The 20,134-nt window shown below is 60.2% G+C and carries 20 protein-coding genes; 9 read left to right on the top strand and 11 right to left on the bottom strand.

Going from position 1 to position 20,134, the window contains the following annotated elements:
• Nucleotides 1-213: 213 nt before the first annotated feature.
• The 5 genes from INS80_RS12950 to rpiA form a co-directional block, all read right to left on the bottom strand.
• Complete coding sequence (locus tag INS80_RS12950) at nucleotides 214-1,644, bottom strand: Do family serine endopeptidase (protein WP_226892619.1); 1,431 nt, start codon at nucleotides 1,642-1,644, stop codon at nucleotides 214-216.
• Between the two features lie 346 nt (nucleotides 1,645-1,990).
• Nucleotides 1,991-2,872 (bottom strand): protease modulator HflC, encoded by an 882-nt coding sequence (gene hflC / locus INS80_RS12945; RefSeq protein ID WP_192966035.1) that lies wholly within the window; start codon nucleotides 2,870-2,872, stop codon nucleotides 1,991-1,993.
• Nucleotides 2,872-4,020: an FtsH protease activity modulator HflK gene (gene hflK / locus INS80_RS12940; protein ID WP_192966034.1), complete on the bottom strand. Its 1,149-nt coding sequence runs from the start codon at nucleotides 4,018-4,020 to the stop codon at nucleotides 2,872-2,874. The genes hflC and hflK overlap by 1 nt, the downstream gene beginning before the upstream one ends.
• A gap of 78 nt (nucleotides 4,021-4,098) precedes the next feature.
• Complete coding sequence (gene gor / locus INS80_RS12935) at nucleotides 4,099-5,454, bottom strand: glutathione-disulfide reductase (RefSeq protein WP_192966033.1); 1,356 nt, start codon at nucleotides 5,452-5,454, stop codon at nucleotides 4,099-4,101.
• Nucleotides 5,455-5,469: 15 nt separating this feature from the next.
• Nucleotides 5,470-6,258 carry a ribose-5-phosphate isomerase RpiA gene (gene rpiA / locus INS80_RS12930; RefSeq protein ID WP_192966032.1) on the bottom strand — a complete coding sequence of 263 codons (789 nt, stop codon included), beginning with the start codon at nucleotides 6,256-6,258 and terminating at the stop codon, nucleotides 5,470-5,472.
• A 222-nt stretch (nucleotides 6,259-6,480) separates the two neighbouring features.
• Here rpiA and INS80_RS12925 point away from each other — a divergent pair, with 222 nt between their 5' ends.
• The 3 genes from INS80_RS12925 to INS80_RS12915 are packed head-to-tail and all read left to right on the top strand — an operon-like array spanning nucleotide 6,481 to nucleotide 9,544.
• Nucleotides 6,481-7,188 (top strand): glutathione S-transferase family protein, encoded by a 708-nt coding sequence (locus INS80_RS12925; RefSeq protein ID WP_192966031.1) that lies wholly within the window; start codon nucleotides 6,481-6,483, stop codon nucleotides 7,186-7,188.
• Complete coding sequence (locus INS80_RS12920) at nucleotides 7,189-8,562, top strand: L-serine ammonia-lyase (protein ID WP_192966030.1); 1,374 nt, start codon at nucleotides 7,189-7,191, stop codon at nucleotides 8,560-8,562.
• A 55-nt stretch (nucleotides 8,563-8,617) separates the two neighbouring features.
• Entirely contained in the window at nucleotides 8,618-9,544 is a 927-nt protein-coding gene (locus INS80_RS12915) for a DMT family transporter (protein ID WP_192966029.1), read from the top strand.
• On the opposite strand, the gene INS80_RS12910 is transcribed toward INS80_RS12915, so the two are convergent.
• The gene (locus INS80_RS12910) at nucleotides 9,522-10,181 is read right to left on the bottom strand and encodes a thiamine diphosphokinase (RefSeq protein ID WP_192966028.1); all 660 of its coding nucleotides are present in this window, start codon (nucleotides 10,179-10,181) and stop codon (nucleotides 9,522-9,524) included. The two genes, INS80_RS12915 and INS80_RS12910, sit on opposite strands and share 23 nt — an antisense overlap.
• Before the next feature lie 140 nt (nucleotides 10,182-10,321).
• Between INS80_RS12910 and INS80_RS12905 the strand changes: the two genes are divergently transcribed.
• Complete coding sequence (locus INS80_RS12905) at nucleotides 10,322-12,397, top strand: chemotaxis protein CheA (protein ID WP_192966027.1); 2,076 nt, start codon at nucleotides 10,322-10,324, stop codon at nucleotides 12,395-12,397.
• A 104-nt stretch (nucleotides 12,398-12,501) separates the two neighbouring features.
• Here INS80_RS12905 and INS80_RS12900 read toward each other — a convergent pair whose 3' ends face one another.
• From INS80_RS12900 to nthA, 5 genes are all read right to left on the bottom strand, one after another.
• A complete protein-coding gene (locus INS80_RS12900; RefSeq protein WP_192966026.1) occupies nucleotides 12,502-12,747 on the bottom strand; it encodes a DUF2842 domain-containing protein in 246 nt (81 codons plus the stop codon).
• Nucleotides 12,747-14,060, bottom strand: coding sequence for an adenylosuccinate synthase (locus tag INS80_RS12895; protein WP_192966025.1), 1,314 nt, complete (start codon nucleotides 14,058-14,060; stop codon nucleotides 12,747-12,749). The genes INS80_RS12900 and INS80_RS12895 overlap by 1 nt, the downstream gene beginning before the upstream one ends.
• Nucleotides 14,061-14,173: 113 nt before the next feature.
• Nucleotides 14,174-14,509, bottom strand: coding sequence for a nitrile hydratase accessory protein (locus tag INS80_RS12890; protein WP_192966024.1), 336 nt, complete (start codon nucleotides 14,507-14,509; stop codon nucleotides 14,174-14,176).
• Between the two features lie 8 nt (nucleotides 14,510-14,517).
• Nucleotides 14,518-15,195, bottom strand: a complete 678-nt coding sequence (gene nthB / locus INS80_RS12885) for a nitrile hydratase subunit beta (RefSeq protein WP_192966023.1) — start codon at nucleotides 15,193-15,195, stop codon at nucleotides 14,518-14,520.
• Complete coding sequence (gene nthA, locus INS80_RS12880) at nucleotides 15,192-15,815, bottom strand: nitrile hydratase subunit alpha (RefSeq protein WP_192966022.1); 624 nt, start codon at nucleotides 15,813-15,815, stop codon at nucleotides 15,192-15,194. Before nthA ends, nthB begins: the two co-directional genes overlap by 4 nt.
• A gap of 230 nt (nucleotides 15,816-16,045) precedes the next feature.
• On the opposite strand from nthA, the gene secG reads away from it, so the two are divergent.
• The 5 genes from secG to INS80_RS12855 all read left to right on the top strand — a co-directional run bounded on the left by secG (nucleotide 16,046) and on the right by INS80_RS12855 (nucleotide 20,042).
• Entirely contained in the window at nucleotides 16,046-16,414 is a 369-nt protein-coding gene (secG, locus tag INS80_RS12875; protein ID WP_192966021.1) for a preprotein translocase subunit SecG, read from the top strand.
• Nucleotides 16,415-16,574: 160 nt separating this feature from the next.
• On the top strand, nucleotides 16,575-18,218 hold the full coding sequence (pyrG, locus tag INS80_RS12870; protein WP_192966020.1) for a CTP synthase: 1,644 nt from the start codon (nucleotides 16,575-16,577) through the stop codon (nucleotides 18,216-18,218).
• A gap of 178 nt (nucleotides 18,219-18,396) precedes the next feature.
• Nucleotides 18,397-18,672: a hypothetical protein gene (locus INS80_RS12865; protein ID WP_192966019.1), complete on the top strand. Its 276-nt coding sequence runs from the start codon at nucleotides 18,397-18,399 to the stop codon at nucleotides 18,670-18,672.
• A gap of 43 nt (nucleotides 18,673-18,715) precedes the next feature.
• Complete coding sequence (locus INS80_RS12860) at nucleotides 18,716-19,048, top strand: DnaJ family domain-containing protein (protein ID WP_192966018.1); 333 nt, start codon at nucleotides 18,716-18,718, stop codon at nucleotides 19,046-19,048.
• Between the two features lie 91 nt (nucleotides 19,049-19,139).
• Entirely contained in the window at nucleotides 19,140-20,042 is a 903-nt protein-coding gene (locus INS80_RS12855; RefSeq protein WP_192966017.1) for a fructose bisphosphate aldolase, read from the top strand.
• Nucleotides 20,043-20,134: the final 92 nt, after the last annotated feature.

Here is a 20,134-nt window from a genome sequence, read left to right as displayed (position 1 = left end):
TCACAGACCGCGCCATTTGCAGATGGCAGGCTTGATGTCAGGTTAGGCATTTAACGTTCCATCCCAATGCCGCCTGTTCCAATCAAGAGCCATGTGCCCGCCAGCGCATGGCTCTTTTTAATTTTTCATTGGCCCTCGGAACACAGAAAAGGCCGGGCAATCACCCGACCTTTTCTGGTTTTTATGCCGACTGGGTCGGGCAAAGCTGTCCAATCACTCAGGGAGGTTGAGCGCCACGAAACGCGGCTCTCCGCTGCGACGCACCAGAAGCAGCAGCGACTTGCGTCCGGCTTCCTGCGCTTCGTCGATACGCGCCTCGAGGTCCGCAATCGCAGCGACCTTCTGCTGCCCTGCTTCGGTGATCACATCCCCGGCCCGCAGGCCCTTTTCCCAGGCTTCGGAGGCTTCATCGACCGACATGATCACCAGACCATCGGTGCCTGCAGGCACGTTCAGCTCCCCACGCAGCTCTTCGGTCAGCACACTGACGGACAGACCAAGCAGTTGCTTTTCGGTCTGCTCGGGCGCGTCCTTGTCGTCACCGGACCTAGACGCCTGACGCTCGGCCTCCTCGCGTCGGCCCAAGGTGACCTTCAGCGTTTCGGTCTTGCCTTCTCGGTACACAACGACCCGCACTGTCTTGCCCACCTCGGTGTTTCCAACGGTGCGCACAAGGCCGCGCGTATCTTCCACCTCGATCCCGTCAAAGCTGAGGATCACATCACCAGACAGCATGCCAGCATCCTTGGCAGGACCATCCGGAACGTCCGTCACCAATGCGCCCTTAGCGGCATCTAAGCCCATCGCCTCGGCCACATCGTCCGTCACGTCCTGAATGCGCACACCCAGCCAGCCACGGCGGGTCTCACCAAAATCCTTGAGCTGCTTCACAACCTTGCTGACAACATTGGAGGCCATCGAGAAACCAATCCCGATCGAACCACCATTGGGCGACAGGATCGCTGTGTTCACACCAACCACATCACCATCCATGTTGAACAGCGGGCCGCCCGAGTTGCCGCGGTTGATAGCGGCATCGGTCTGGATGTAATCGTCATATGACCCGGACAGTTCACGGTTACGCGCCGATACGATACCGGCAGACACCGAGAACCCCTGCCCAAGCGGGTTACCCATCGCAACCACCCAGTCACCAACCCGGGCGGTGTCGCTGTCGGCAAAGGTCACGAATTTCAGCGGCATGGGCGCTTCGACCTTCAAAAGAGCAATATCCGTGGTCGGATCCGTGCCCACAACCTTGGCCGGAAGTGGTTGCACCGGCTGACCTTCACCCGGAAAAAACTCGATCTCGATTTCATCGGCTTCTTCGATCACGTGGTTGTTGGTTACGATGTAACCGTCCTCTGAAATCACGAAACCAGACCCGAGGGCCGACGAGCGGCGCGGACGTGGTGTGTCGCCATTGCCGCGGTTGCGATCCTGAAACTCGCGGAAGAAGTCTTCGAACGGGGACCCTTCGGGCACGATGCCCTGCGGCCCCGTGCGTCCCTCGATCACCGTGGTGGTCGTGATGTTGACCACCGCCGGGCTGACCTGCTCGGCCAGAGGCGCAAGGCTTTCGGGGCGGGCCTGAGCCATCAAAACCTGCGCCAGCACCATCACGCCGCTGATCAACGCCAGCATGAACAAGCGCCACGGGGGGCTGCTCCTGACTTGTGCGTCCGAATAAGAAATTGCCTGTGACTGCACGGCACTACTCCTTGTTGTCGGTATTCCGGTCATCGCCATTCCGGTTTCTCCTCCTGACCTGTCTCTGCGGTTCCGCGGATAGGGCAGAATTACAGAATAGGTCTAATGTAGGGGCTCAACCGCTTGCTGCAACGAATGTTGCACGTCTTCAAAACGATGTGAAAGCCATTGTAGCCCTCTCCGATCGTTTTTACCTCGCGCAAAATGAAAAAGAGGCCGACACCACGGTCGGCCTCTTGATATGTTTCACGTCGAGTGCGGGATCAGCCGCTTGCCGGGATTACTGCGATGCAGGCGCCCCGGTGGAGGACTTCAGGTAGTTGAAGAACTCTGAATCCGGAGAGAGTACGAGGGACGAATTACCGCCCTGCATCGAGCGCGCATAGGCTGTCAGGCTGCGGTAGAAGTCAAAGAATTCCGGATCGCGGCCATAGGCCTCGGCAAAGATGGCATTCCGCTCTGCGTCCGCTTCACCGCGGATGATCTCGGCTTCGCGTTCCGCTTCGGAGACCAGCTCCACCTCGGTACGGTCAGCCTGCGCGCGGACCCGCTGCGCGGCCTCCTCACCACGGGCGATCTCGTCGGCGGCCTCCCGCTCACGCTCGGCGCGCATCCGCGCAAAGGTGGCTTCAAGGTTGGCCTGCGGCAGATCGGTGCGCTTCAGACGCACGTCGATCACCTCAATGCCAAAGCCGCTGGCCTCGCTGATCGCACCATTGCGGATACGCAGCATCAGAGCGGCACGATCCGACGAAAGGATATCGTTGGAACTGACCGAGCCAAGCACCTCACGTGTCTGGGCGCGCATGATCTTGTCGAGGCGGTTTTCCGCACCCGGAACACCTGAGGCACCGACCGCTTCGCGGAACTGCTGTACATCCGTGATCCGGTAGCGGGCAAATGCATCGACCACCAGACGGCGATCATCTTCGGGGGTGACTTCCAACGGGCCGACCTCGAGGCTGAGGATGCGGTCATCATAACGCACAACCTCATCGATCACCGGCATCTTGAAAGCAAGGCCGGGCTGTTCCTGCACCGCGACCACACGGCCAAAGCGCAGCACCAGAGCCTTTTCACGTTCATCCACGATGAAGATCGCAGACAGGCCCGCAAGAACCGCAACAACTAGGATCGGGAGAATAAGGGTCGACTTGTTCATCAGTTGCCCTCCGTCCGGCGCAATTCATTGAGGGGCAGATAGGGCACCACGCCTTGCCCACCTTCGCTAACGGACTGATCGATGATGACCTTGTCCACGTTGCCAAGGACCTCTTCCATGGTTTCAAGATAAAGGCGTTTACGGGTCACATCCGGAGCCTTTTCATATTCTTCCAGAACGGCCGAGAAACGACTCGCCTCACCGCGGGCCTGGTTGACCACCTGGGCGCGATAGGCTTCGGCCTCTTCCAGCGTCTGTGCGGACTGACCACGGGCCGCCGCCAATTTGCGGTTGGCATAAGCGTCAGCCTGTTTTTCCAGACGATCACGTTCCTGACCGGCGGACTGCACTTCGCGGAAGGCGTCCTTCACGGGTTCCGGTGGGTCGGCCTGGTCAAAGTTCACACGGACGATATTCACACCGCTGTCATAGCTGTCGAGCGTGGTTTGAATCAGCTCTTCCAGACGGGCCGTGATGACGCCACGATCACGGTTGAGGATCGGCGCAAGTTCGGACTGGGCGATAATCTCGCGCATGGCCGATTCCGCCACCGCCTGAATGGTGGCGCGCGGATCGCGGAGGTTGAAGAGGAACTGCGCCGGGTCGTTGATGTTCCAGACTACCTGGAAATCAACGTCGATGATGTTTTCGTCACCCGTCAGCATCAGGCCTGCATCGACACCACGCGTACCGGACCCGATATTCTCGGTCTGCTCGACCAGAACAGGGATAACCTCGTAGGTGACAAACGGCCAGGGCGCGAAGTTCAGACCCGGCTGACCTGTCGCAAGATACTCACCGAGGAAAAGCTCGACCGAGCGTTCTTCGGTTTTGACCGAGTAGAAGCTGGCCATGCCCCACAGCACAGCGGCTGCTACCGCGCCAATCGCCAGGGTGCCTTTTGTGAAAAGAGGCGCGCCGCCGCCAGAACCGCCACGGCCACCGCCGCCGGTACCATTGCCGCCACGACCACCCATAAGGACACGGAATTGCTCCTGGCCCTTTTTCAGAAGTTCGTCGATCTCGGGGATTTGGGGATCCTCGGGGCGACGGCCACCGCCACCACCACCGTTGTTGTCACCCCGGTTGCCTCCGCCACCGCCGGAAGAGCCTCCGCCCCCCCAGGGGCCACCGCTATTGCCAGCCATATGTCTCCTATCCCTTTGCTGCCGCAATTTGCGGCAAGAGTTTTACTGTGCTCTAACCTGTATCTTTTGGCCCGATATTCAAGCCGTCCGCACAGGTGTTTTCATGGTTACCAGTTCCTCGGACATGGTCGGGTGTACCGCCACGGTCCGGTCAAAGTCTTCCTTGGTTGCACCCATCTTGACCGCGATGCCCGCCAGTTGGATCATCTCGCCCGCACCCGGTGCGACGATATGGCAACCCAGCACCTTGCGCGTGGCCTGGCTGACGATCAGCTTCATCAGCACCCGCTGGGCGCGCCCGGCAAAGGCCTGCTGCATCGGCTTGAAAGAGGTCGCATAGACCTCGATCGGCTCTTGCTGCGCCGCCTCTTCTTCGCTGAGGCCCACAGTGCCCATTTCCGGTTGCGTGAAGATCGCCGTCGGGATCAGGTCATGATCGGGGCTGGTGGGGTTGCCGTTGAAGACGGTTTCCACAAAGGCCATGCCTTCGCGAATTGCAACGGGTGTCAGGTTCACCCGGTCGGTCACATCGCCAATGGCATAGACAGACGGCACCCCGGTCTGGCTGTATTTATCCACCAGAATTTCGCCCTTGCGACCGCGCTCGATACCGAGGCCTTCAAGCCCCAGATCGTCGGCATTGGGGGCGCGGCCCGTGGCATACATCACCTGATCGAACAGCGCCTCATCGCCATTCGTGGCCTTGACGCGGATCTTGTCGCCCTCGCGGGCCATCTCCAGCACATTGGTGCCAAGATGCAGATCGATGCCGGACTGGCACATTTCCTCGGAGACCAGACCGCGCGCCTCGTCATCAAAACCGCGCAGGATCTGCGCGCCGCGATAGTATTGAGTGGTCTTCACACCAAGACCGTTCATGATCCCGGCGAATTCACATGCGATATAACCGCCGCCGACAATCAGGATACTCTCCGGCAGCTTATCGAGATGGAAGATATCGTTCGAGGTGATCGCAAGGTCACTGCCGGGGAATTCGGGCACGATGGGGCGGCCACCAGTGGCGATCAGGATATGCTTTGCACTTTTGCGGGTGCCGTCCGACAGTTCGACAGTATGAGAGTCTGCCAGCTTGGCCCGAGCATCAAAGCTTTCCACACCGCTGTTTTTCAAGAGGTTCCGATAAATGCCTTCAAGGCGATCCAACTCCGCCTCCAGCTTGCCCTTGAATTCATCCCAGTTAAAGGCGCCTGGTTGGATGTCCCAGCCATAGGCCTGCGCATCTTCGACCATACCGGAATACTCGCTGGCAAAGACCATCAGTTTCTTCGGCACGCAGCCCCGGATCACGCAAGTGCCGCCATAGCGGTCCTCTTCGGCCAGCGCGACCTTGGCCCCGCCAGCCGCGGCAACTCGTGCCGCACGCACGCCGCCCGAGCCGCCGCCAATGACAAAGAGATCGTAATCAAAACTCATGGAATTGCTGCCTTCCTAGTCCGCAAGGTCGGTGAACAGATTGTCGGTTTCGACAAAATCCAGCTTGTCCTGCTCGACCGTGCCCTCGTTTATGTCGCGCGTTTCTACCGTGCCATCGCCATATCCGATGATGACGGTGTCACAGATATCGATAAATAGACCGTTTTCAACCACGCCCGGGATCTGGTTCAGCACCATGGCGAGCTGGCGCACGTTTCCGATCCGCTTGAGGTGCAGGTCCAGAATGTAGTTGCCCTCATCGGTCACAAACGGAGCCTCCCCGTTCATCCGTAGGGTCGCTGAGCGGCCCAGGACATCCATGGAAACAAGGGTTTCCTCGATCAGCGCCTGCGTCGTCTGCCAGCCAAAGGGAATGATCTCAACCGGCAGAGGAAAGGCGCCCAGGGTTTCCACTTCCTTGCCCGCATCGGCGATAACGACCATTTGATCAGAGGCCGTGGCGACGATCTTTTCCTGGAGTAGAGCACCGCCGCCGCCCTTGATCAGGTTCAGATCCTCGTCGAATTCATCCGCACCGTCGATGGTGAGGTCCAGCCACTTCGCCTCGTCCAGCGAAATCACATCGATCCCCATCTCGCGCGCCAGCTCGGCAGTGCGACTCGAGGTGGGAACGGCGGTGAATTTCAAGCCCTGCTCGCGCACCATTTCGCCAAGACAGCGCACCAGCCAAGCCGCCGTCGAGCCAGTGCCAAGACCGACCCGCATACCATCCTCAACCATGTCGGCCGCCCGTTTGGCTGCAACGAACTTGGCCTTGTCGATGGGAGAGAGCTCTCCGGTCATGTCATCTGCTCCGCAGCAAGAGGTTTGAAGGCCTTATAAGGAAAGCGGGCCGCAACTGCGAGGGGCAATTGGGCTTTTGCCTCTATCGCGCCGTTTCACAGGGTTCTTGCGGCACAAGGCCGGGCAAGGCGCGCAAAATGTGACAACATCAAGGCCGTGTTTCCTATTGGAAACGCCGGAAACGGACGTTACCCCTAAGACAAAGCTACCTAAGGTTTCCCCATGACGCCAAGCTATCGCCTGCACTACGCTCCTGATAACGCCTCGCTAATCATCCGCCTGGCGCTCATAGAGCTCGGGCAGCGCTTTGAGACCGTATTGGTCGACCGGCGCGGCGGTGCACTGGACGGCGCCGCCTATCGCCGTCTCAACCCGCACGGTCTGATCCCGGTTCTGGAAACCGAAAACGGCGCCCTTTTCGAGACCGGAGCGATCCTCCTGTGGCTTTCAGATCGGCACGGCGCCTTAGCGCCGGGTGTAGATCACCCGGGCCGGGCTTGGGTGCTGAAATGGCTATTTTTTGTGTCAAACACCCTGCATGCCGATCTGCGTGTCCTGTTCTATCCGCACAAATACATCGGAGCAGACCCGACCCATCAGGACGCCCTTTACGAAGGCATCTCAAGTCGGCTGAAAACGCATCTTGCCAGAATTGAGGCCGCGGCCGCCGAAAGCACGGGCTGGCTTGCAGCGCAAAATCCGTCGATCCTCGATCTCTACCTTGCCTGCCTGATGCGCTGGATGGCGCTTTATCCCGAAGGGCGCAAGCGCAACTGGTTTGAACTTGCCGACACACCACGCCTGGCCGAGATGCTTGCCCGCCTCGAAGAGCGGCCCTCCGTCGTCCAAGCCCAGCAAGCCGAAGGCCTCGGCATGACACCTTTCACCTCCCCCTCTCCCGCTCAACCTCCAGAAGGATCGGCCACCTGAATGTTCCTCTCCGTTTTCGATATGTTCAAAGTAGGCATCGGCCCGTCGTCCTCTCATACCATGGGACCGATGGTAGCCGCAGCACGGTTCCTCGAGTTGATGCGTGCATCGCCCTTTGACTTTCACGGGCTACGCGCCTCATTGCATGGCTCGCTCGCCTTTACCGGTGTGGGCCACGCAACCGACCGGGCAACGATTCTCGGCCTCGCCGGATTTGTCCCCGACACCTATGACGATGAAAAGGCAGAGGCCGCACTGGCGGCCATCCATAACACCAAATCGCTTGCACCCGAAGGCCTGGGAGAGCTGCAATTCGACCCAAAGACCGATCTTATCTTTGACTACGATCATGCTCTACCCGGCCATGCCAATGGCATGATACTGATGGCCACCGATGCGCAAGGGGACGTGATCCTGCGACAGGTCTATTACTCAGTTGGCGGGGGATTTGTCCTGACCGAAGAGGAACTCGCCGCGGGCAAGGCCACCGATGAGGGTGCCCCTGTTCCCTATCCTTTCAAGACCGCTGCCGAGATGCTGGAGATGGCAAAGGCAAGCGGCAAAAGCATCGCTGCCATGAAACGGGCCAACGAAGTATCGCGCTGCAGCGCCATCGATTTTCAGAACGGGACCGCCCGGATCTGGCAGGTGATGAATGACTGCATCGACCGCGGGCTTGAACGGGACGGCATCCTCCCCGGAGGGCTGAGCGTGCGGCGCCGGGCCAAGGGCATTCACGAGGCGCTTTTGGCAGAGCGTGGCATGAACTTGTCCGCCCCCCACACCATCAACGACTGGATCAGCGTCTACGCCATGGCCGTCAACGAGGAAAACGCCGCTGGCGGACAAGTGGTGACTGCCCCCACGAACGGGGCTGCCGGCGTTTTGCCTGCAGTTCTTCGCTATTATCTGGACCATGTCCCCGGCGCCTCCGAACGCAATATCGAGGACTTCCTGCTCACGGCCGCAGCCATCGGTGGCTTGGTGAAGTTCAACGCCTCGATCTCGGGCGCAGAGGCAGGCTGTCAGGCTGAGGTCGGCTCGGCCGCAGCAATGGCTGCCGCCGGCCTTTGCGCTGTTCTGGGCGGCAGCCCGGAGCAAGTGGAAAACGCCGCCGAAATCGCGCTTGAGCATCACCTCGGGATGACCTGCGATCCGGTCAAGGGTCTGGTCCAGGTCCCCTGCATTGAACGCAATGGGCTCGGTGCGATCAAGGCCGTCTCGGCCGCTTCTCTGGCGCTGCGCGGTGACGGCCAGCACTTCGTGCCGCTGGATGCCGCCATCGAAACCATGCGCCAGACTGGCGCCGACATGAACGAGAAATACAAAGAGACCTCGCTTGGCGGGTTGGCCGTGAACGTGCCGAATTGTTGACCAGGCGCCATTCCGTACCTTGCCCTTCCCGAGGCGCGCGCCTAGCGTGCGCCACATGACCCAAGATCGACCTCTCCTTGGCATTTTGCTAATGCTCGGTTTCTGCATCCTCGCCCCCTTGGGGGACGCGGTCGCGAAACTCCTGGGCGAGCATATGCCGCTGGGGCTGCTGATTTTTGCACGTTTTGCGGCACAGGTGATCCTGCTGATGCCACTGGTGTGGATGGGAGGACGAATTTGGCGCATGACGGGGCGTGTCTTGCGCCTGACCTTCCTGCGCACGTTGCTGCATATCGGCGGAATTGGAGCGATGTTCACAGCGCTGAAACACCTCCCGCTGGCGGATGCCATCGCAATCGCTTTTGTCATGCCGTTCATCATGCTCATGATCGGCAAATTCATCCTCAATGAGGAAGTTGGCCTGCGTCGCATTCTTGCTTGCCTGGTTGGCTTTGTCGGCACGCTTCTGGTCATTCAGCCAAGCTTTGCGGCGGTCGGCCTGCATGCGCTCTGGCCGTTGGCAGTTGCGGTTATCTTTGCCCTTTTCATGATGGTAACGCGCCAGATCGCGAAGGAGACCGACCCCATCGGCCTACAGGCCGTCTCAGGCGGCATGGCTTGCGTCTTGCTGGCGCCGATGCTGCTGATCGGGGATGCCTTTGACATCGACGGCCTGCAGCTCGTCATGCCGGATCTGTGGATCAGCTTCCTCATGGTCAGCATCGGCGTGCTGGGCACCGGTGCACACCTGTTGATGACATGGAGCCTGCGCTATGCCCCTGCCGCAACCCTGGCCCCGATGCAGTATCTTGAAATCCCTGTGGCAACGCTGTTTGGATGGGTGATCTTCAGGGAACTGCCCAACACCATGGCAGCGGTTGGAATTGGAATCACTGTTGCGGCGGGGCTTTACGTTATCCTGCGTGAACAGTCAGTGGCCCGGCAGGCCGCAAAGAACCCTATCCCGCAATCGCCCGCATAAGATCGGCTAGATAGCCGCGCGGCACGATGCCCAGCAGGCCCGGCCCATCCGCCTCGACCCACATGTCGCCTTCAGCTCGATTCGACGTTCCGATCCGGCTGGCCGGGCACATCTTCAGCCCCTCGATTGGCCAGACCAAGCCGCCGGACCGCCCCGTTACCTCCTGCATAGGAAAAAGAGATACGACCTCCTCCGCCTGCATCGGCAGGGTAATGCGCCGTGTGACGTGGAACACCAGCTCATGCGCGCCGATCAGGATGCACGGACTGCGACCGGGCTGGATGAGTGTGTGAAAGGCAGCCAGCTGATGGTCTATCCGCGCGCCGAGGAAACCTGCGCCGAGAACAACGGGGGCTCGAATAGCGCGCAAGGCCTTGTCGAAATCCGTCGTATCCTGCTCTGCCACATGATGCAGAACCTTCTGAGGCAAAAGGCTACGTGTATGCCCGGGCAGCGAATCAAAATCCCCGATAACAGCCTGCGGAACATGCCCTTGGGCCAGCGCCGCGACAGCACCGCCATCGGCCGCAACCAGCGTCGGCGCAAGGCTCAGCGCCTCGTTCAGGTCATCAGCGTCCATATAGCCGCCGCCGACCAGTGTAACTGGCCCGGTTTCGTCAACAATCAGCTTCTTCATGCGGGGATTTCTCTCAGATCTGGAAACAGGTCACAATCTAAACACAAAATGATACGATCAATTGCACGGATTCGCGCAGAATTTGTCGTTGCTGCTCCATAGTATGAATAGCGAAGACGTTGGTGAGGACGAGCTGCCCTATGGTACAAAATAACAAAGTTTTGACCGTTTCCTACGGGACCTTCTCCTGCACGCTTGAAGGGTTCGAAGATTCCTTTGGCACAATGAAGGCCATCGCAGAGTATTTTCGCGACCTGGCGTCCGATGATCGCTATTTTGGCGCAGAACCCCCGCAGCCCGATGCCGACATGCTTGCCCGTATCGCACAGCGCGAGATCGCGCGTCAGGTCGAGGCCCGCACCAGCGACGGAGGGATTCACCTGCGCGCCGCAGAAGCGGCAGCGACCGTGACAAGTGCACAGCAGCAACACGCTGCCGTATCGACAGATCCTTCGCCGCAGGACGACAGCACCTCGTCGGCAGAGCCCCATGCTGAGCCTGACATGGCCTCCGAGGATCAACCGACCGCAACTGCGTTGGTCGAGAAGACCGAGGCAGACACCGGAGCAGACACCACCGACAGAGAAGCCGAGGTGACAGCCGCAGCGGCAGAGGCGACAAGCCCGCCCCCGCAGCCTGACGCATCCAGCCCGAGCACCGTGGCTACAGAACAGGACGCCCCTACACCCGACGCAACCAAGATCGCTGCGATCTCTGCAGCTGCCACCAATGCAACGCATGCCGCGGAAACGCCTTCAGACGGTGAAGAAAAAAGCGAAGCAGAAGAAGAAGCGCTCCCTGATGCCGCAGAAATTGCAGTCGAAGATGTCTCTCTGCAGACACCTTCGGACGAACCTCCGTCTTCTGCTGAAAGCATCGCCGCAAAGCTGCGGCGCATCCGGGCCGTGGTGTCAAAATCCTCGGGCGATGACTACTCCGAAGACGAGCACGCAGAGAGCATCCTCCCGGAAGCCGCAAGCAATATCACCGATGCGATTGCCACGGATGCACCGACAGAAGAAAACGCCGAAACCGGCTTTCTTCAGGCAGGTGATACAGCGGCCGAAGAGGATGACGAGATCGACCGCGTCCTGTCTCAACTCAGCGCCGAAGGCAAGGCACAAGACGAGACCTCCACGCCAGAGGATGCTGTGCAAACCGTCGAACCGGCGGCCACCCCCAGGGCCCCGGCGCCGCGACGTGCGCGCGTGATCAAGGTAAAGCGTGCAGAGGTTCCGGAGGCGGTATCTGCAGGTATGCCCACGCCTGCCGCTCCAGCGCCAACGCCCGAGGCACCTGCAGACGAAAATCGCTCCGACAGCAGGGCAGAAAGCTCGCTGTCCGAGGAAGATGAAGAAGATCTGATGCGCGAGCTGGCAGCGGTAGAAGCCGAACTGCTCGCCGCTTCGGAGGATGATACGCCGGGCGAGACCCAAGATGACGCGGCCTCACAGAACGAAGCTGCAGCGAAAGAGGAGCTGCGTGTCACACCTGCGGCCGAGCCAACAACGCCGTCGCGACAGGCGCCGAATGTGGCAGAAAGCGACGTCTCCCGTCTCATGGACGCTGCAGATGCCAAGCTTGACGCTCCGGAGACAACGTCTTCCCGGGAAACCTACAACCATTTGCGCGCCGCAGTCGCTGCCGCAAAGGCGGACCCGGCATCTGGAGGAACCGCTGGATCTGAGGACAGTGAGGGCGCTTATCGCGAAGACCTCGCCAGTGTTGTCACGCCACGGCGCCCAACCGGTGGCGCCGTGCAGCCGCTGCGCAAATCCAACCCGGTGGCGCGCCCTGCCCCCCTCAAGCTGGTGGCCGAGCAGCGGATCGATCCGGCTGAGCAGACCTCAGCCCCAGCCGAGAAGGCAGCAGTCAGACCACGCCGCATATCGGTTCTTGCTGATGACGGGGGCGCCAAGCCAAGCGCAGAGGGAGGCTTTGCCGCCTATGCCCAGAAATACGGCGCGATCGAGCTGCGTGATCTTCTGGAAGCCGCTGCGGCCTACATGAGCTTCGTGGAAGGGCGCGAGCATTTCTCCCGTCCTCAGCTGTTGAACGCTGTGCGCAAGTCCGGAAAGGCAGAGTTCAAGCGCGAAGACGGGCTGCGCACATTTGGACAGCTTTTGCGTGAAGGCAAGATCGAGCGTTCCGAAAACGGGCGTTTCGTCGCCACCGAAGATATCGGCTTTCAGCCGGCCAAACGTGCTGCGGGCTGAGCAGCCTCTATCCTTGCAATGCAAAAAGGCGGACCAAAAGGCCCGCCTTTTTTGATGCTGTGACCTACCCGACACACGAATGCGAAGGACGGGGCAGGCATGGCCTAATTGTCTGAGGACTGATCCTCATCCGGATCTGCTTGCCCTACTCCTCGGAAGATGAATTTGAACGGCAACACCCACAAGATCCCAAGCGCCACATAGACCACAAACTCCAGCCAAATCGGCGGACGATCCATCCAGTTCAGGATCGTCACCGCCACGACAATATAAAGCGGCATGCCGACCAGCAGCAGAACCAGCGACCAGCGGCGGCGCGCCTTGTAGCTAAGGCCCCTTTTGTCCGCCATCAGTCAGCAAACGGGTCGGTCACCAGGATGGTGTCGTCCCGCTCCGGGCTGGTGGACAGAAGTGCGACCGGGCACTGGATCAGCTCTTCTACACGTTTGACATATTTGATGGCATTGGCCGGCAGATCGTTCCAGCTGCGTGCGCCTTCTGTGGACTCGGACCAGCCCGGCATTTCCTCGTAGATCGGCGTGCAGCGCGCCTGCTGATCGGCGGCGGTGGGCAAATAATCCAGACGCTCCCCGTCCAGATCGTAGCCCACACAGATCTTCAGGGTCTCGAACCCATCCAGCACGTCAAGCTTGGTCAGCGAGATCCCGTTGATACCGGAGGTTGCACAGGTCTGGCGCACCAGGCAGGCATCGAACCATCCGCAGCGCCGCTGACGGCCGGTGGTGGTGCCGAACTCATGACCGCGGGTGCCCAGGCGTTCGCCATCCGCATCCGGCTTGCCGTCCGGGCCAAGCAGTTCGGTCGGAAACGGACCTTCGCCAACGCGGGTGGTGTAGGCTTTGACGATGCCCAGAACATAGTCGATCGAGTTGGGGCCGATGCCCACGCCGGTGGCCGCCTGGCCTGCAATCACATTGGAGGAGGTCACAAAGGGATAGGTGCCAAAGTCGATGTCCAGAAGCGCCCCTTGCGCCCCTTCGAACAGGATCCGTTTGCCTGCTTTGCGCTTCTCGTTCATCACCTTCCAGACCGGCGCCGCGTAGGGCAGAATCTGGGGTGCGATCTCTTTCAGCTGTGCGATCAGCGCATCGCGGTCGATGGGTTCGACGCCAAGGCCCTTGCGCAGCGGATCATGATGCTGCAGCGCGCGGTCCACGCGTGCCTCAAGCGTGGCATCATCCGCGAGGTCCGCCACGCGGATGGCGCGGCGACCAACCTTATCCTCGTAGGCCGGACCTATGCCGCGACCGGTGGTGCCGATCTTGGTGCCCTTGCTGGCGGCCTCTTCGCGAGCGCGGTCCAACTCGCCGTGCAGCGGCAGAATCAGCGGCGTGTTCTCGGCGATCATCAGCGTCTCGGGCGTGATATCGACGCCCTGGGCGCGGACCGTCTCGATCTCCTTGACCAGATGCCAGGGGTCCAGGACCACACCATTGCCAATCACCGAGAGCTTGCCGCCGCGCACAACGCCAGACGGCAGTGCGTGCAACTTGTAGACCTTGCTGTCAATCACCAGCGTATGGCCGGCGTTATGGCCGCCCTGGAAGCGCGCGATCACATCGGCGCGCTCGCTCAGCCAGTCCACGATCTTGCCTTTTCCCTCGTCACCCCACTGGGCGCCGACTACGACGACATTGGCCATATCAGGTCCTTCATAACTGTCTCGTTCAAACCCGAGCCGGTATAGCGGTGTGACAAGGACAGGAAAACCGCAAATTCGCCGCAGGCGGCCACCGAGCGCCGCTTTCTTCGCGCTTAGTCCTCAAGCAGACTGACCGGAGCGCCATGTGGCGTTACCAGATAGGCATTTTCCCACTCGCTGCGGGTAGTTTCGATCTCTTCCGGGACGGCTGCGCCGTCTTCAGCCAGAATCGCCTCGAGCGTTTCCAGCCATGCCGCGAAGTAATCATCGCCGCCGTTCAGCTCTTTTGAGAGCCCATGACGGGCCAGCATGGCAGAGAAACGCGCGACCCACTGCCCCCAGGTAAAGCAACCCGTTTCGTTCAGATGCACGGTCAGGGCAAAAGCCTGCGCGTGCCAGGGCTGCTCGAACACCGGATCAGGGGCAGTAGGGGAAATACAGTCGTTCATCGCCCGCCTCAGACCAGTTCCAGGTAACTTTGCCACAGATCCAGAACCACCTCGTCTTCGGGGTTTTCCGGGTGGCTCCAGAGTTCACCCGCCGGGAAGACCACGGCGTAAAGCGGCTCTGGCGCCTCCCCCAACCCATGCGCGGCACTGTCCGGCAGAACATGGGTGCCATGCAGGCGCAGGATGCGTCCGGTTGCGCCAGTGGCATAGGTGGGCAGCCGGGTATGGCCGCCACTGACCCGACGATTGCCACCGGGATGACGGGTGCGCACGGCCTGCCCTTCTACAAACAGCGGCTCCGGCCCGCCCTCACGATCCGCCGGACCGCCCTTGGCAAGAACACCAGCAACCGCATCTGCAGTCAGTCGCTTTTCCGCCAGAGGATGCGGCGCATCGCTGCCCTGCCCGGCAAGATCATCCTCGCTCAACACGCCCTTGTGAACCAGAAGATCCGCGAGAGCCGCGAGCCAGATCTCGTAATAGCTGAAGCGGGTGTAATCGATCGGGGAAAGCTGTTCGCGGGCATGTCGCGAGGTATCGATGTTCCACTGTCCAAGGGCGCCACAGGCAAGGGTCACGGCCAAGGCGCGGGCGTGCCATTCGGTGGCGAAAACGGGCGCATTCGGGGCATCAGGGCGGACCGGGCCATCTCCGAATCGCCCGCCCATGTCATGAACACGGCTCACGTCTTACCCTCGGGCGATCTGGGCAGACCGGTGCCAACCATGCTGTCGCGGGTAACCAGTATTGCCAGTTGATCCTCGGTTAGACCTTCTGTTCCCTTGGGCCGCATCGGAAGCACTAAATAGCGCACCTCCGCCGTCGAATCCCAGACCCGCACTCGGGTTCCCTCGGGGAGCGACACGCCAAAATCGGCCAGCACCGCGCGCGGCTCCCGCACCGCACGAGCCCGGTAAGCGTCAGACTTGTACCAGGCAGGCGGAATGCCCAGCAGCGGCCATGGATAGCAGCTGCACAGGGTGCAGACGACCATGTTGTGCTGTGCAGGCTTGTTTTCGACCACCACCATATGCTCGCCCTGCCGTCCGGAATACCCAAGCCCGGCCAACACCGGATCAGCATCCGCAAGCAGCGCATCTTTGAAAGCCGGATCGCTCCAGGCACGGGCAACAACACGGGCACCGTTCTGCGGACCTATCTTATTCTGATAGGTATCGATGATTTCATCCAGCGCTGCCGGATCAATCAACCCTTTACGAGTCAGAATCGTCTCAAGTGCCTTGACCCGCAGCGCAGGATCTGGAGGGAGCAAGGCATGCGGGTGATCAGAGTGGTCATGTGGCATATTGAAACCCTGCCCCTGCGAATGCCTGTCTGTCCAGCCAGAAATACCGTCAAACCCTGCAAAACACGGGTATTCCTGACCCGGATCGGCACCACAGGTGGCAAAGCTCCGCCTCTGTTGTCCAGATGGTGCCCCGTCAGAATGCTGCACGGACAACTCCACCCTTGCCCCTGCCCGGTTTCTTGCCTATTTACCGCCCGATACTTCTGAGCCAATCGCCGCAGGGACCCATGGAAAACGTTGTACTGATCATCCATCTTCTTCTGGCTCTGGGCCTGATTGCCGTCGTTCTGATGCAGCGCTCCGAGGGCGGCGGTCTTGGCATGGGCGGCGGTGGCGGCGGCGGTGCCATGACAGGCCGGGCTGCGGCAACCGCGCTCAGCAAAGTAACCTGGATCCTCGCAGTCGCCTTTATCGGGACATCGATCACCCTGACAGTGCTTGCCGCACAGAAGTCGGCGGGATCTTCCGTCGCTGATCGCATTACCGCACCTGCAGGTAGCGAGACCGAGGATCTGACACCCGCTGCGCCCCTTGGCAGCGATCTTTTGCCACCGGCAGAAGGTGACAACGCGCCGCTGGTACCAAGCGCCGACTAAAGACTACACCTAGAAAACACAAAAGGGACCGTAACAGCATCTTGCGGTTCCCTTGCGCCTGTTGGCCGAATCCTTTATATGTAAAGTCCCGTGGTGCTGCGGTTTTCACGAGCCGCCGGGCAGCTGAAATCTGACTTCTCACGGGGGCAGCCGAACACTCATGGCGCGATTTATCTTCATCACTGGCGGCGTTGTATCATCGCTTGGAAAAGGGCTGGCATCGGCGGCTCTTGGGGCATTGCTGCAGGCGCGCGGATACTCCGTGCGGCTGCGCAAGCTGGACCCCTACCTCAACGTCGATCCGGGCACGATGAGCCCATTTGAACACGGCGAGGTCTTTGTCACCGACGATGGCGCTGAAACCGATCTGGATCTTGGCCATTATGAACGCTTCACTGGCGTTGCCGCGCGCAAGACCGACTCGGTCTCGTCGGGGCGGATCTATTCCAACGTGCTAGAGAAAGAGCGCCGCGGCGATTACCTTGGCAAGACCATTCAGGTGATCCCGCACGTCACCAACGAGATCAAGGAGTTCATCTCCATCGGTGAAGATGAGGTCGATTTCATGCTCTGCGAGATCGGCGGTACCGTGGGTGATATCGAGGGCCTCCCCTTCTTTGAAGCCATCCGCCAGTTCAGCCAGGACAAGCCGCGCGGCCAATGTATTTTCATGCACCTGACGTTGCTGCCCTACATCAAGGCCAGCGGAGAGCTGAAAACCAAGCCGACCCAGCATTCGGTCAAGGAGCTGCGCTCAATCGGTCTGGCGCCCGATATCCTGGTCTGCCGCTCCGAAGGGCCGATCCCGCAGAAAGAACGCGAAAAGCTGGCCCTGTTCTGCAATGTGCGCCCCGACAGCGTCATCGCCGCGCAGGATCTGAAGTCCATCTACGAGGCGCCGCTGGCCTACCACCGTGAGGGCATGGATCAGGCGGTTCTGGATGCTTTCGGCATTGCGCCCGCCCCCAAGCCCAACCTCAGCCGCTGGGACGATGTGGCCGACCGCATCTACAACCCCGAAGGCGAGGTGAAGGTGGCCATCGTCGGCAAGTACACCCAGTTGGAAGATGCCTACAAATCCATCGCCGAAGCGCTGACCCACGGCGGTATGGCCAACCGGGTCAAAGTCAAGATCGAATGGGTCGATGCAGAGCTCTTTGACCGCGAGGATGCAACGCCCCACCTGCAGGGCTTTCACGCCATTCTGGTGCCCGGCGGCTTTGGCGAGCGCGGCACCGAGGGCAAGATCAAGGCCGCCCAATATGCGCGTGAGCACAAGGTCCCCTACTTGGGGATCTGCCTTGGTATGCAGATGGCGGTGATCGAGGCGGCGCGCAACGTCGCAGGCATCACCGAAGCGGGATCCGAGGAGTTCGACCATGAGGCGGGCAAGAAACGGTTCGAACCCGTGGTCTACCACCTGAAGGAATGGGTGCAGGGCAACCACAAGGTCAGCCGCAAGGCCGATGACGACAAGGGCGGCACCATGCGTTTGGGCGCCTATGATGCCACGCTCACCGAAGGCTCCAAGGTGGCTGAGGTGTACGGCAGTACTCACATCGAGGAACGCCACCGCCACCGCTATGAGGTGGACATCAAATACAAGGACCAGCTGGAGGCCTGCGGGCTGAAATTCTCTGGCATGTCCCCGGATGGTCGCCTGCCAGAGATCGTGGAATGGTCAGATCACCCCTGGTTCATCGGCGTTCAGTTCCACCCGGAATTGAAATCCAAACCCTTCGCGCCGCATCCCCTGTTCAAGGATTTTGTGCGCGCGGCCAAGGACACCTCGCGTCTCGTCTAAAAGCGGACACGAGGCAAGTTCAAAGCGACGGCAGGCCTTACGGTCTGCCGTTTTGCGTTCTGCCGCGCGCCATGGGTCCAGTCCCTGCTGTTTTCCCCTGTCTCTGATCTTGTGAACCTTTAGGGTGGTCGCGGGTTCACCAGTCGTGAGCCTGGCATTTTGATTTCAGGAGATTCCCATGCGCCCTGCCCTTTTTGCTCTTGCTCTCACGCTGCCCTTTGGCGCCTTTGCCCAGGCCGCCGCAGCCAGCGGTGAAGAGCGGTCAGACCTCTTGCTGCAACTGATCCGCGACAACGGCTGCAAGATGACCACGGCCGAAGCAGACGACATGCTGCCCAAGCATGACTTCACCAAAAGCGAAACCCGAGACATTATCCGGAGCTGGGGCGAACGGGGCATGGTCGAGATGAAAGGCATGGTCATTCAATTCTCGGACAAAGGTTGCAAAGGCTGACCAGAGCCTTGCAGAGCCTGTGAAAAAGGCTCAGTTTGAAGACATGATACGTGCCTTTCGCAACCTGATCGAACGCCAAATCCAGACGGCCTCGGCCCAAGGAAAACTGTCCGGGCTGGAAGGTGAAGGCAAGCCGCTGCCCGATCGCACCGGACAGGAGTTGGTAGACCCCGGCCTTTCGGCAGGCATCCGCATCATGGCCGAAGCAGGCGCCGTGCCAGAAGAATTCAAAATCAAGAAGGAACTCGACCAGGCGCGGACGGACTATGCGTCCCTGTCAGATGAGGCCGAGCGCCGTGCGGCCATGACCCGCATCGCAGATCTTGAAATACGCTACAATATGGCGCGCGATGCCCGAAAATCCTTCTTTCGTTAGCGCAACCGGCTGATCCCGCAGTTGTTTCTGCGCGGAGGCACGATATAGACGATCAAAGATAGTCCAACAGTATTTGCGGAGATCCCTACACATGGCGCAAGAGACGTCCACCCAGCAGGCACAATTCGACCGTATCGCAAACGGCAAAGGCTTTATTGCGGCTCTGGACCAGTCCGGTGGCTCCACTCCGAAGGCACTCGCGCTTTATGGCGTCATGGAAGATGCCTATTCAAACGACGAAGAGATGTTCGGTGAAATCCAGAAAATGCGCGCCCGCATCATCACCGCACCGGATTTCAACAGCGACAAGATCCTTGGTGCTATCCTGTTTGAAAAGACGATGGACAACGCCATCGACGGCATTCAGGTGCCGCAGTACCTGTGGGAGAAGTGCGGGGTGGTCCCCTTCCTCAAGGTCGACAAGGGTCTGGCCGACGAACAGGACGGCGCGCAGATGATGAAGCCGATGCCCGATCTGGACGCGCTTCTTGCGCGTGCGGTTGATGCGGGGATTTTTGGCACCAAGATGCGCTCGGTCATCAAGGACGCCAACGCCGTCGGGATCAAGAACGTGGTCGCGCAGCAATTCGAAGTGGGCAAACAGATTGCAGCTGCCGGTCTGGTGCCGATCATCGAACCCGAAGTGGACATCCACTCCGCCACCAAGGCCGAAGCCGAAGCGATCCTCAAGGCAGAACTAACAGCCGCCCTTGACGCACTGCCTGCAGGCACCAAGGTTGCACTGAAGCTGACCATCCCGAGCGAAGCCGGTCTCTATGATGATCTGGCAGATCACCCCGAAGTTGTGCGCGTTGTGGCACTTTCCGGCGGTTACAGCACCGATGACGCTTGTGAGAAGCTGTCGCAGAACGCCAAGATGATCGCCTCCTTCAGCCGTGCGCTGACAGAGGGTCTGAACGTCGCCATGAGCGATGCAGACTATAACGCTGCACTTGGCGCCAATATCTCCAAGATCTACAACGCCTCTCTGTAAGGTCTGCACATACCATTTCTGGGCCGCGCCTGCGTTCAGGCGTGGCCTTTGTCTTTTTTCTCGGCCAGAGCCTGCCTATATTGCACCCAGCA

The sequence above is a fragment of the Phycobacter azelaicus genome (genome assembly GCF_014884385.1).
In the GTDB taxonomy this organism is placed as follows: Bacteria; Pseudomonadota; Alphaproteobacteria; order Rhodobacterales; family Rhodobacteraceae; genus Phycobacter; species Phycobacter azelaicus.
This window is presented reverse-complemented; position numbering and strand designations above follow the sequence as displayed.

Coding starts and splice junctions, on each gene's coding strand:
- rpiA (WP_192966032.1), bottom strand. CDS start 6,258: ATGACCGGAGAGCTCTCTCCCATCGACAAGGCCAAGTTCGTTGCAGCC.
- INS80_RS12915 (WP_192966029.1), top strand. CDS start 8,618: ATGACCCAAGATCGACCTCTCCTTGGCATTTTGCTAATGCTCGGTTTC.
- INS80_RS12905 (WP_192966027.1), top strand. CDS start 10,322: ATGGTACAAAATAACAAAGTTTTGACCGTTTCCTACGGGACCTTCTCC.
- nthA (WP_192966022.1), bottom strand. CDS start 15,815: ATGCCACATGACCACTCTGATCACCCGCATGCCTTGCTCCCTCCAGAT.
- INS80_RS12950 (WP_226892619.1), bottom strand. CDS start 1,644: ATGCTGGCGTTGATCAGCGGCGTGATGGTGCTGGCGCAGGTTTTGATG.
- INS80_RS12855 (WP_192966017.1), top strand. CDS start 19,140: ATGGCGCAAGAGACGTCCACCCAGCAGGCACAATTCGACCGTATCGCA.
- hflK (WP_192966034.1), bottom strand. CDS start 4,020: ATGGCTGGCAATAGCGGTGGCCCCTGGGGGGGCGGAGGCTCTTCCGGC.
- INS80_RS12865 (WP_192966019.1), top strand. CDS start 18,397: ATGCGCCCTGCCCTTTTTGCTCTTGCTCTCACGCTGCCCTTTGGCGCC.
- INS80_RS12860 (WP_192966018.1), top strand. CDS start 18,716: ATGATACGTGCCTTTCGCAACCTGATCGAACGCCAAATCCAGACGGCC.
- secG (WP_192966021.1), top strand. CDS start 16,046: ATGGAAAACGTTGTACTGATCATCCATCTTCTTCTGGCTCTGGGCCTG.
- INS80_RS12920 (WP_192966030.1), top strand. CDS start 7,189: ATGTTCCTCTCCGTTTTCGATATGTTCAAAGTAGGCATCGGCCCGTCG.
- pyrG (WP_192966020.1), top strand. CDS start 16,575: ATGGCGCGATTTATCTTCATCACTGGCGGCGTTGTATCATCGCTTGGA.
- INS80_RS12890 (WP_192966024.1), bottom strand. CDS start 14,509: ATGAACGACTGTATTTCCCCTACTGCCCCTGATCCGGTGTTCGAGCAG.
- gor (WP_192966033.1), bottom strand. CDS start 5,454: ATGAGTTTTGATTACGATCTCTTTGTCATTGGCGGCGGCTCGGGCGGC.
- INS80_RS12910 (WP_192966028.1), bottom strand. CDS start 10,181: ATGAAGAAGCTGATTGTTGACGAAACCGGGCCAGTTACACTGGTCGGC.
- INS80_RS12895 (WP_192966025.1), bottom strand. CDS start 14,060: ATGGCCAATGTCGTCGTAGTCGGCGCCCAGTGGGGTGACGAGGGAAAA.
- INS80_RS12925 (WP_192966031.1), top strand. CDS start 6,481: ATGACGCCAAGCTATCGCCTGCACTACGCTCCTGATAACGCCTCGCTA.
- hflC (WP_192966035.1), bottom strand. CDS start 2,872: ATGAACAAGTCGACCCTTATTCTCCCGATCCTAGTTGTTGCGGTTCTT.
- INS80_RS12900 (WP_192966026.1), bottom strand. CDS start 12,747: ATGGCGGACAAAAGGGGCCTTAGCTACAAGGCGCGCCGCCGCTGGTCG.